We start from the raw sequence: 11,972 nt of genomic DNA, 5'->3' as shown, positions 1-11,972 counted from the left end.
GCAAAAATTGTCAACACTTGAAGTATAAATTCACAAGCAAAATTGCATTTTTCAGGTATAATAATGGATTCCCCAACTGCATTTTGTGAGCTGAATCCATGTCTGTTGTTCTGCCCTTGCGCGGTGTAACCGCCCTTTCCGATTTCCGTGTTGAAAAACTCTTTCAAAAAGCAGCCGCACTCGGCCTGCCCGAAGTCAAATTAAGCAGCGAATTTTGGTATTTTGTCGGTAGCGAAAAAACACTTGATGCCGCGACAGTCGAAAAACTGCAAGCCTTACTGGCAGCGCAAAGCGTTGAACAAACGCCCAAAGCGCGCGAGGGCTTGCATTTATTTTTGGTAACACCCCGTTTGGGCACCATTTCGCCTTGGGCTTCCAAAGCAACCAATATTGCCGAAAACTGCGGTTTGGAAGGCATTGAGCGTATTGAACGCGGCATGGCCGTATGGCTGGAAGGTGCGCTTACCGACGGGCAAAAACAACAATGGGCAGCCCTGCTGCACGACCGCATGACCGAAAGCGTGTTGACCGACATCGATGCAGCGGCGCAACTGTTCCACCATATCCAATCGGAAACCTTCTCCAGCGTAGATGTATTGGGTGGCGGTAAAGAGGCATTGGTCAAAGCCAATACCGAAATGGGTTTGGCGCTTTCAGCCGATGAAATCGATTATCTGGTTGAAAACTATCAGGCTTTAAGCCGCAATCCGTCCGATGTTGAATTGATGATGTTCGCTCAGGCAAACAGCGAACACTGCCGCCACAAAATCTTCAACGCCGACTTCATCCTCAACGGCGAAAAACAACCGAAATCCCTTTTCGGCATGATTCGCGACACGCACAACGCGCATCCCGAAGGCACAGTCGTTGCCTATAAAGACAATTCGTCTGTGATCGAAGGCGCAAAAGTCGAGCGTTTCTATCCAAATGCGGCAGAAAACCAAGGCTACCGTTTCCACGAAGAAGACACCCATATCATCATGAAAGTGGAAACACACAACCATCCGACCGCCATCGCGCCGTTTGCAGGCGCGGCAACGGGCGCGGGCGGTGAAATCCGTGATGAAGGCGCAACAGGCAAAGGTTCGCGTCCGAAAGCAGGCTTGACCGGATTTACCGTCTCCAACCTGAATATCCCCGGCTTGGAACAGCCTTGGGAACAAGCCTACGGCAAACCCGGCCATATTGCTTCCCCTTTAGACATCATGATTGAAGGCCCCATCGGCGGCGCAGCGTTCAACAACGAATTCGGCCGTCCAAACCTCTTGGGCTACTTCCGTACCTTTGAAGAAAAATTTGACGGTCAGGTTCGCGGCTATCACAAACCGATTATGATTGCAGGCGGGTTGGGCAGCATTCAGGCACAACAAACACACAAAGACGAAATACCCGAAGGCGCATTGCTGATCCAACTGGGCGGCCCGGGTATGCTCATCGGCTTGGGCGGTGGCGCGGCTTCTTCCATGAATACCGGCACGAACGATGCGTCTTTGGACTTCAACTCCGTACAACGCGGCAACCCCGAAATCGAACGCCGCGCGCAAGAAGTCATCGACCGCTGCTGGCAGCTTGGCGACAAAAACCCGATTATCTCCATCCACGACGTCGGCGCAGGCGGCTTGTCCAACGCCTTCCCCGAACTCGTTAACGATGCCGGCCGCGGCGCGGTATTCAAGCTGCGCGAAGTGCCTCTGGAAGAACACGGCCTCAATCCATTGCAGATTTGGTGTAACGAATCACAAGAGCGTTATGTGTTGTCGATTTTGGAAAAAGATTTGGAGACCTTCCGCGCCATCTGCGAACGCGAACGCTGCCCGTTTGCCGTAGTCGGCACGGCGACCGACGACGGCCATTTGAAAGTACGCGACGACTTGTTCTCCAACAACCCTGTCGATTTGCCGTTGAACGTTTTGCTTGGCAAACCACCCAAAACCACGCGCACCGACAAAACGGTTACGCCGTCTGAAAAACCGTTTAACGCCGGCGATATCGACATTACCGAAGCCGCCTACCGCGTTCTGCGCCTGCCTACCGTAGCGGCTAAAAACTTCCTGATTACCATCGGCGACCGCAGTGTCGGCGGCATGACTCACCGCGACCAAATGGTCGGCAAATACCAAACTCCGGTAGCCGACTGCGCTGTGACCATGATGGGCTTCAATACCTATCGCGGCGAAGCGATGTCTATGGGAGAAAAACCGACTGTCGCCCTGTTTGACGCGCCTGCTTCGGGCAGAATGTGCATCGGCGAAGCCATTACCAACATCGCGGCGGTCAATATCGGCGACATCGGCAACATCAAACTTTCCGCCAACTGGATGGCGGCATGCGGCAACGAAGGCGAAGACGAAAAACTTTACCGCACCGTCGAAGCCGTCTCCCAAGCCTGTCAGGCATTGGATCTGAGCATCCCCGTAGGCAAAGACAGCCTGTCAATGAAAACCGTGTGGCAGGACGGCGAAGAGAAAAAATCCGTCGTCTCGCCGTTGAGCCTGATTATCTCCGCGTTCGCGCCAGTTCAAGACGTACGCAAAACCGTTACGCCCGTATTAAAAGACAATGCCAATTCGTTCACTATTCTGCTGATGATTGACTTAGGCAACAACAAGTGCCGTATGGGTGGGTCTGCACTGGCTCAAGTGTATAACCGAAGCGGCGGCGAAGCACCTGATATTGATGCAGGCCATCTGAAAGCGTTTTATCAGTTAATTCAGCAACTCATTCAAGAAGATAAGTTGCTGGCCTACCACGACCGCAGCGACGGCGGTTTGTTTGTGACTCTGGCAGAAATGGCATTTGCTTCTCGCCGTGGCATGAATCTCGACCTACTGACAATGGTAAGTAAAAATATTAACGTTCAAAACGAGTATTACTCGCCTCAAGAATGGCAAAAATTTGTCCTAACTACCCTGTTTAACGAAGAATTAGGAGCCGTTATTGCTGTTCACGCTGCCGACCACGAATATATTTTCAATTTGTGCGAGAAACTGAATCTCACGCTGCACCATTTGGGAGAGTTTGCCGACAGCGGCCATATGATCATCAATGCAGGAGAAGAAATTTTCAATCAATCCCTTACCGACCTGCAACGCGCATGGCAGGAAACCAGCCACGCCATCCAACGCCTGCGTGACAACCCCGCCTGCGCAGACAGCGAGTTCGCCCTGATTGGCGACAACGAACGCAGCGCATTGTTTGCCGACGTGAAGTTTGATGTAAACGAAGACATCGCCGCGCCTTTCGTCAACAGCGGCGCGAAACCCAAAATCGCCATCCTGCGCGAACAGGGCGTAAACGGCCAAATCGAAATGGCAGCCGCCTTCACCCGCGCCGGTTTCGATGCCTACGACGTGCATATGTCCGACCTGATGGCAGGCCGCGTCAACCTTGCCGACTTCAAAATGCTGGCGGCGTGCGGCGGCTTCAGCTACGGCGACGTACTCGGTGCAGGCGAAGGCTGGGCGAAATCGATTCTGTTCCACCCTGCTCTGCGCGACCAATTTGCCGCCTTCTTTGCCGACCCGAACACGCTGACATTGGGCGTGTGCAATGGCTGTCAAATGGTCAGCAACCTTGCCGAGATTATCCCGGGTGCAGAAACATGGCCTAAGTTCAAACGCAACTTGAGCGAACAGTTTGAAGCGCGCCTGAGCATGGTTCATGTTCCGAAATCTGCGTCGCTGATTCTGAACGAAATGCAAGGTTCCAGCCTGCCTGTCGTGGTCAGCCACGGCGAAGGCCGCGCCGACTTCGCGCTTCACGGCGGCAACATTTCTGCCGATTTGGGTATTGCGTTGCAATATGTAGACGGTCAAAACCAAGTAACCCAAACTTATCCGCTCAACCCTAACGGCTCGCCGCAGGGCATCGCCGGTGTGACCAACGCCGACGGCCGCGTGACCATCATGATGCCGCATCCGGAACGCGTATACCGTGCCGCGCAAATGAGCTGGAAACCGGAAGACTGGACGGAATTGTCCGGCTGGTATCGCCTCTTTGCCGGCGCAAGAAAAGCTTTGGGCTAAATCGTGCCCTGATTGACTGATTGGCAAGAAAAGGTCGTCTGAAAACCTCAAATTAAGGTTTTCAGACGACCTTTTTGAAAATAAACAACTTCATAGAAATTATGGAAAACAATTTGGAGAAACTTATGTCTGATATAAAAATTTTTAAAGATAAGCCAGATGATGGAGCTTATATTGACTGGCTTAAGAACAATAAAAATGGTTTTGTACTAAACATAGACAAAGGTGGAACCCAATCCATATACCCTATGTTACACAAAGCTAGTGGTGGCTGTAACAGCTTTCCTACTGAACGAAAAGACAAAAATTGGACGACAAATGATGCAGATTATTTTAAAGTTTGTTCCAACTCCCGTAAGAAACTCAGTGAGTGGAGTTGGAGTGAATACGATAGAGAAAACAGATGTAAAACTTGTTTTAAAAAGGAATTAAACGAAGAAAAGACAGCTTGGCTGACTGAAGAGCAAAATTTTTACACGAATTCTATCCCGCACTTAGGAAAAAATATAGCTGAACTCAAAAACCGTTTAGCCTCCGAAACTAGCCCAGAAAAGCAAACCGAACTAAAAATCTTAATAAAAGTCCGCAGAGGGCAAGATCAATTCCGACAAGACCTACTCAAACTATATCCGAGCTGCCCGCTAACAGGTCTAGATATTCAGTCTTTACTTATTGCCAGCCATATTAAACCTTGGAGCAAGTGCAACAATGAAGAGCGTTTAGATCCCTCCAATGGTCTGATGCTCGCACCCAATATCGACGCATTATTCGATAGCGGTCTGATTACGTTTGATATCGACGGTACGATAAAAATCAGTCCAAAAATCGATCCGGAAAATCAAGAGCGGCTTGGAATTTCTCGCGATATGAAATTAAAAATCGAACCTGAAAGCGAAAAATATTTCGAGTATCACCGCAACCATGTTTTCCAAAAAGAAGAATAAATAGTGTTGAACAGTCCGTTGATTTAAGGTCGTCTGAAAACGATTTAGCGAACCCCACTATATTTGTTTTCAGACGACCTTTTTGCGTCCTTTTGTATACGAATACTAACCAACCGCCGTCATTCCCGCGCAGGCGGGAATCCAGACCTCTGCATTTCAGAAATATTTAAAGACTACTGTGAATCCAAACTTCTGGATTCCCGCCTGCGCGGGAATGACGGCGGCGAAGTGTTTTTTGGATTCCCATTATCGGCATTCTATTAGCATATTCTGCAAGCAGAAGCATCATTCCGTATAATCATAATCCCCCTTAGCTCCCCATCAGCTATAATCGACATATTCAGACGGTCTTTCCCGACATTATGACTCGACAAGCCTTTATTCTCAGCGATTGCGAATTTTCCGAATGCGGCGAAAAGCCTTACGCCCTGTTGACCGCGAATCCGACGAAGGAACACCACTTCATCGCTCAAACCGAGCAGCGGCAGCATGCGCATAATCCGCAGGTCAGCCCGCAGAATCAAAACGTTTACCGCCTGCCGCTGTCAATGTTCCATACTGGCGAAAAAGCCCGCGGCAAAGAACAAAACCGCAGCGAAGCGATCAGCGTCAACATCATCGGCAACTTGGCGGCGAAAAACCTCTATACGCTGACCTTTGTCGAAGACTCTGCCAACCAATATAATCTGGAAAGCTGGTTCAACCGTCATGAAAGCGGCTACGAAGAGGCCTGCAACCACCTGCGTACCTTACCTGCAGGCCGTCTGAAAACACCTATGGCAAATGCCGATACCGTCAAAGTACCGGATGCCTTGTGGCGGATATTGCGGCTGAAATTTCTCGGCATTCTGCGCAATCCGCACAACCACAAAAACCTGTTTGCCCACCGCCTGCACCAAACACTTCGAGCGCGGCTACCGGAAGTCGGTTTTGAATTTGTCCGCTTGATCAGCAAACGCGACCCCAAGCGCATCGAAGCCATTATGCAGGATTACCGTTTCACCTTTCTCGGCTATGTTGATTGGCTGGGCGGGCTTTACGGCATGTTGAGCGAAGGCGTGGCGCAGCCGTCGTTGTTTGAACGGCTGTTTTGCAACATCTTTGCCGAACCCGAAGCCGTGAAAATCGAATTGTTCCGCTATCCGGAAAACACGGGGCTGTGCCTGTTTGGCGACAGCAGTTTCTGCCTGCAAGCCTCGGCCAAGCTATTCAGTGTCGGCGTTAATATCTCGCACGATATGTTTGCTATCGTCCATCTGCAAACCGACCGTTGGCACGCGTTTAAGAATACCTTTCATCACGACGCGCCCAAACTGCAAGGCCAAGTGCGGATTATCGACGGCGACCAAACCCAAAGATTGCTGTTCAACCGACTGTGCATCCATCAAGCCCATGAAGCCGTGTTCGGCCAAAGCCCAAATATCAAAGATTATTTAGAGGCCGTCTGAAACCCCTAACCAGAAGAAAGCATATGAAAATCACGCCAATCCAAGCCCTAAACGACAACTACATCTGGATGATTCAAGAAGGTAACCATGCCGCCTGCGTCGATCCGTCTGATGCCACACCCGTTTTGAAATTCCTCGTCCACAACCATCTGATGCTGGCGCAAACATGGATTACCCATCCGCACCCCGACCATACCGGCGGCGCAAAAAGCCTGTTCCACGGCTTTTTAGAATCCCCGATCTATGGCGAAAGCGACATCGACGTAGCAACGCATACCGTCACCGCAGGTACGCAGTTCCCGTTTGGCGAAGGCTTGGTTACCGTTTGGGCAACCCCTGGCCATACCGACCGCCACATCAGCTATCTGTTGGAAAATTCAGACGGCCTGCACGTTTTCTGCGGTGATACCTTGTTCTCAGCCGGTTGCGGCCGCGTATTTACCGGAACGATTGAGCAGCTTTACGACAGCTTCCACCGATTCAACCAGCTACCCGAAGAAACACTGTTTTATCCGGCGCACGAATATACAGCCTCCAATCTGCGCTTCGCCCTGCATATCGAGCCGGACAACACCGACATTCAGACGGCCTTGGCCGCAGCCGAACATACGCCGACACTGCCTGTCAGCCTTGCGCACGAACGCAAAGTCAACCCGTTTTTCCGCATACATTTGCCCCAAGTTCAGGCACGCGCCGAAGAATTGAGCGGACGAAAATTAAACAGCGAACTCGAAGTCTTCGCCGCTTTGCGTGAATTAAAAAATCAATTTTAATTGGGCTTAGTTCCCAAAGAATAAGGCCGTCTGAACAATATCTGTTCAGACGGCCTTTATTATTTAGGGATTATTCCCATTCAATCGTGGCAGGCGGTTTGCCGCTGACATCGTAAACCACACGGTTAATGCCTTTGACTTCGTTGATGATGCGGTTGGACACGCGGCCAAGCAGCGAGTAAGGCAGCTCAGCCCAGTGCGCAGTCATAAAGTCGCTGGTAATCACGGCACGCAAAGCTACGACGTAATCGTAAGTACGGCCGTCGCCCATCACGCCGACGGATTTCACAGGCAGGAATACGGCAAAGGCTTGGCTGGTCAGGTCGTACCAAGATGTGCCGTTTTCATCGGTAGTATTGCGCAATTCTTGAATGAAAATATTGTCTGCTTGACGGAGCAAGTCGGCGTATTCTTTTTTCACTTCGCCCAAGATACGCACGCCCAAACCGGGACCGGGGAACGGATGACGGTACACCATTTCACGAGGCAGGCCCAAAGCCACACCCAATTCGCGCACTTCGTCCTTGAACAAGTCGCGCAATGGTTCAAGCAATTTGAGCTTCATGTTTTCAGGCAGGCCGCCGACGTTGTGGTGGGATTTGATGGCGTGGGCTTTTTTGGTTTTCGCGCCTGCGGATTCAATTACGTCAGGGTAAATCGTACCTTGCGCCAACCATTTGGCGTTGGTAAGTTTTTTCTCTTCAGCGTCAAATACTTCGATAAATTCCGCACCGATGATTTTGCGTTTTTTCTCCGGATCGGTCACGCCGGCCAGTTTCGCCAAAAACTGCTCTTCGGCATCAACGTGAATCACGCGTACGCCCAAGTTGCGGGCAAACATATCCATCACCATTTTGCCTTCATTCAAACGCAACAGACCGTGGTCAACAAACACGCAGGTCAGTTGGTCGCCGATGGCGCGGTGAATCAGCGCGGCCGCTACGGAAGAGTCCACGCCGCCGGACAAACCTAAAATCACTTCGTCGCTGCCGACTTGTTCACGGATTTTGGCAACGGCTTCTTCGATGTAGTTCGGCATGGTCCAGCTTGGTTGTGCGCCGCAAATATCCAAGACAAAGCGGTTCAACAACGCGCGGCCTTGTTTGGTGTGGGTCACTTCAGGGTGGAATTGGATACCGTAGAATTGTTTCTCAGCATTTTCCATCATGGCAATCGGGCAAGACGGGGTGTCGCCGATGACAGAGAAGCCGGTAGGCAGTTTGGAAACTTTATCGCCATGGCTCATCCATACGTCGAGCGTGTTTGGCGCATCGTCTTGAATGCCGCGTGTCAGCTCGCTGTCGATGGTTTTAACTTGCGCATAACCGAATTCGCGTTGGTTGCCCGGGCTAACTTCGCCGCCCAAGTGGTGCGCCATAAATTGCATGCCGTAGCAAATGCCCAAAACCGGAATGCCCAAATCAAAAATGCCGGTATCGGCTTGATAATCGGATTCGTAAACGGAATTAGGGCCGCCGGAGAGGATGATACCTTTCGGGTTGAAGGCTTTGATTTCTTCCAAAGGCATATCGAAAGAATGCAGTTCGCAGTAAACGTGGGCTTCGCGCACGCGGCGGGCGATCAGCTGGGTAACTTGCGAGCCGAAGTCGAGAATAAGGATTTTGTCTTGGGTCATGGCGGAAACTTTGCAAAATGTAAGAAAACGGTGCGGCCGGGAGCGTAAATTTCAAATTTAAACCACAATAAAAAAGGCCGTCTGAAACGGCGGATTATACCATTGTTCAGACGGCCTTTATAGGGCAAAACCCAAATCTCTCATCTTTCTATTTTGTGTGTTTCTCAGGAATCATATCGCTGCGCGAGAGCAACAGTAGACAACCCAACACGACCATGCCGATGGCCAGCAACGGCGAGAGGTAAATCCAGTAGCTCATGTGCAGATAAATGGCTGTACCGATATAAACCAACATCGGGCCGGAAACGATGGACTGTTTGTTGATGCCGTCCATAATCAACACGGCAAAGCCCAAAATAATTAATGCGCCGGCAATCATGGTCGATGTCGCAGGCAAAATATCCGTAGCGCGCAAAAACCAAATCGCACCAAAGATAATCAAAAACAAAGGCAGAAAAAGTGAGGGGCGGGACATAACAACGCTCCGTAAAGGTTTCAGACGGCCTGTATTATTGGGTGCGTCGGCCATGCAGGCAAGATATAAAAATGCAATCTTGTGTGTAATTATGCAAAGGTTGGCTCAACAAAAAGGCCGTCTGAACCGTGGCAAACCGAAATCGAATATTTCAATTTATCCTATTTCAGACGGCCTTTTAAATCATCAGGCTTTGCCGGTGCTGCCGAATCCGCCTTCACCGCGCTCGCTGGCGGCAAACTCGTCCACAACCTTAAACGCAGCTTGGACAACCGGCACAATCACCATTTGCGCGATGCGCTCCATCGGCTCGATGGTAAACGCCTCTTTACCACGGTTCCACAGAGAAACCTTCAATTCACCTTGATAATCCGAGTCAATCAAACCGACCAAGTTACCCAAAACAATACCGTGTTTATGGCCCAAACCGGAACGCGGCAACAAAACGGCTGCGTAAGCAGGGTTGGCCAAATGCACCGCCAAACCGGTCGGCACGAGATACACATCGCCTGGCTGCAATACAACAGCTTCATCCAAGCAGGCACGCAAGTCCAAACCGGCAGAACCGGGCGTTGCATAAGCAGGCAGGGAATCGGCCATTTTCGGATTTAAGATTTTCAGTTCGACTTCGGTTTGCATGACAGGACTCCGTATTGTTCTATATTGGAAATGGCTACGATTATACACAAATGCCCTTGAGGCCGTCTGAAAAAACGGAGTATGATTCAGTCAGACCTAAGGAGAAAAATCATGGATCTGCACAATATCCGCGAAGATTACAGCAAACGCGAGCTGTCGGAAGCCGAATGCCACGCCGACCCGATTGTCCAATTTGAGCAATGGCTGAACGAAGCGATTCACGCCGAAGTCAACGAGCCGACAGCGGTCAACGTTGCCGCCGTAGGCGAAGACGGCAGGCCCAACAGCCGTATGGTACTGCTGAAAGAAGTCAACCCAAAGGGCTTTGTTTTCTTTACCAATTACCACAGCCGCAAAGGCCGCTCCTATACGGCACATCCCTTTGCCGCCATGACTTTTTTCTGGCCGGAACTCGAACGCCAAGTGCGTGTTGAAGGACGCATTGAAAAACTCGACGCCGCCGCTTCGGACGAATATTTTGAAAGCCGCCCGTATACCAGCCGTATCGGCGCATGGGCAAGCGCGCAAAGCGAAGTGATTTCCAGCAAAGCCGTATTGGTGGCCAAGGCCGCGGCCGTCGGTGTCAAACATCCCCTGCATGTTCCCCGTCCACCGCATTGGGGCGGATACCTTGTCATTCCCGACCGCATCGAATTCTGGCAAGGCCGCCCCAGCCGCCTGCACGACCGCATCCAATACCGCCTGGTTGACGGCAACTGGATACGCGAACGCCTTTCGCCATAATTTTCGGATTTTCAAACAAAAATTTACTGGTTGAGTTACAATACAGCTTTTCATCGGCAGGCCGTCTGAATCTGATTTTCAGACGGCCTTTTCCCCCAATCCAACCCCTGCCGCAACCGCCGCAGAAGAACCGCTTTTTCAAGCGAGTTAGGAAAAATCATGTCCAAACAGCCTTCCAGCAAACGCCAATGGCGCGACGGCGTATCATCTACCGCCAAAAAACCTTCCAAACCGGCCAAATCCTTTGCCAATAAAAAACGTCCAGACGATGAGCGAAAAACATCAGGCAAACCTTACGGCCAAAAAGTTTCAGACGGCCCAAAAGCTCAAAATACCGCCCCAAAACAACGTGCCGCCAAAGCCAAAAAACTGGTGGTCCGCAACCCCAATCAAAAAATCATGGAGCACGCCCGCGATTTGAAAGAACGCCGCAGCGACCTTTCCCGCTTCGAACCCGAGCGCCTGCAAAAAGTCCTGGCCGCCTCCGGCGTCGGCTCCCGTCGCGAAATGGAAGAATGGATTAGCAACGGCTGGGTAACGGTCAACGGCCGCGTCGCCCAACTGGGCGAAAAAGTTACGCCCGACGACCACGTTACCGTCAAAGGCAGCATCATCAAACTCAAATGGGCAGACCGCCTGCCACGCATCATCCTCTACTACAAACAAGAAGGCGAAATCGTTTCTCGCGATGCCCCGCAAGGCCGCGTCAGCATTTTCGCCCGCCTGCCGCAAGCAGCCAGCAGCCGCTGGGTGGCCATCGGCCGTTTGGACATCAATACCAGCGGCCTTTTGATCCTGACCACTTCAGGCGAACTGGTTCAACGCTTTGCCCACCCCAGCTTTGAAGTCGAACGCGAATACGCCGTGCGCGTATTGGGCGAGTTGACCACCGAACAAATGCGCGTCCTGACTGAAGAAGGCGTCATGCTCGAAGACGGTTTGGCAAAAGTCGAACGCATCTACGAACAAGGCGGCGAAGGCGCGAACAAATGGTACAACGTTGTTATCAAAGAAGGCCGAAACCGCGAAGTACGCCGCATTTTTGAAAGCCAAGGACTGACCGTCAGCCGCCTCGTCCGCGTAGGCTTCGGCCCCATCGGCCTGCCAAACCGCCTCAAACGCGGCCAGTTCTACGAACTCAATCCGGCAGAAGTCGCCAACATCATCAAATGGGCGGATATGCTGCTGCCGGGCGAACGTCGACGGAAGAAAAGTTAATGTAAGACAAATCGGGGCTGAGGCCTTTACAAAATCGTCTCAGCCCGACAAAATCTTGCACAAGTCATAA

The 11,972-nt window shown here is 51.3% G+C and carries 9 protein-coding genes; 6 read left to right on the top strand and 3 right to left on the bottom strand.

The window, feature by feature from the left end; translation table 11 throughout:
* The first annotated feature begins 98 nt into the window (after window positions 1-98).
* From purL to gloB, 4 genes are all read left to right on the top strand, one after another.
* On the top strand, window positions 99-4,025 hold the full coding sequence (gene purL, locus HMPREF3022_RS02165) for a phosphoribosylformylglycinamidine synthase (RefSeq protein WP_070765067.1): 3,927 nt from the start codon (window positions 99-101) through the stop codon (window positions 4,023-4,025).
* Window positions 4,026-4,150: 125 nt separating this feature from the next.
* Entirely contained in the window at window positions 4,151-4,969 is an 819-nt protein-coding gene (locus HMPREF3022_RS02160) for an HNH endonuclease (RefSeq protein WP_070765088.1), read from the top strand.
* Between the two features lie 362 nt (window positions 4,970-5,331).
* The gene (locus HMPREF3022_RS02155) at window positions 5,332-6,417 is read left to right on the top strand and encodes a hypothetical protein (protein WP_070765066.1); all 1,086 of its coding nucleotides are present in this window, start codon (window positions 5,332-5,334) and stop codon (window positions 6,415-6,417) included.
* A gap of 23 nt (window positions 6,418-6,440) precedes the next feature.
* On the top strand, window positions 6,441-7,190 hold the full coding sequence (gloB, locus tag HMPREF3022_RS02150) for a hydroxyacylglutathione hydrolase (RefSeq protein ID WP_049330987.1): 750 nt from the start codon (window positions 6,441-6,443) through the stop codon (window positions 7,188-7,190).
* Between the two features lie 70 nt (window positions 7,191-7,260).
* Here the strand turns inward: gloB and guaA are convergent, their stop codons facing one another.
* The 3 genes from guaA to dut all read right to left on the bottom strand — a co-directional run bounded on the left by guaA (window position 7,261) and on the right by dut (window position 9,940).
* Window positions 7,261-8,826: a glutamine-hydrolyzing GMP synthase gene (gene guaA, locus HMPREF3022_RS02145; RefSeq protein ID WP_049330986.1), complete on the bottom strand. Its 1,566-nt coding sequence runs from the start codon at window positions 8,824-8,826 to the stop codon at window positions 7,261-7,263.
* A 148-nt stretch (window positions 8,827-8,974) separates the two neighbouring features.
* A complete protein-coding gene (locus HMPREF3022_RS02140) occupies window positions 8,975-9,301 on the bottom strand; it encodes a hypothetical protein (RefSeq protein WP_039862324.1) in 327 nt (108 codons plus the stop codon).
* Between the two features lie 186 nt (window positions 9,302-9,487).
* Entirely contained in the window at window positions 9,488-9,940 is a 453-nt protein-coding gene (gene dut, locus HMPREF3022_RS02135) for a dUTP diphosphatase (protein WP_003680707.1), read from the bottom strand.
* A gap of 111 nt (window positions 9,941-10,051) precedes the next feature.
* Between dut and pdxH the strand changes: the two genes are divergently transcribed.
* Together pdxH and HMPREF3022_RS02125 are read left to right on the top strand one after the other, a co-directional pair.
* On the top strand, window positions 10,052-10,684 hold the full coding sequence (pdxH, locus tag HMPREF3022_RS02130; RefSeq protein WP_003686383.1) for a pyridoxamine 5'-phosphate oxidase: 633 nt from the start codon (window positions 10,052-10,054) through the stop codon (window positions 10,682-10,684).
* Between the two features lie 159 nt (window positions 10,685-10,843).
* The gene (locus tag HMPREF3022_RS02125) at window positions 10,844-11,902 is read left to right on the top strand and encodes a pseudouridine synthase (RefSeq protein ID WP_070765065.1); all 1,059 of its coding nucleotides are present in this window, start codon (window positions 10,844-10,846) and stop codon (window positions 11,900-11,902) included.
* Window positions 11,903-11,972 lie beyond the last annotated feature (70 nt).

Source organism: Neisseria sp. HMSC065C04 (assembly GCF_001815375.1).
Taxonomy (GTDB): domain Bacteria; phylum Pseudomonadota; class Gammaproteobacteria; order Burkholderiales; family Neisseriaceae; genus Neisseria; species Neisseria flavescens_D.
This window is presented reverse-complemented; position numbering and strand designations above follow the sequence as displayed.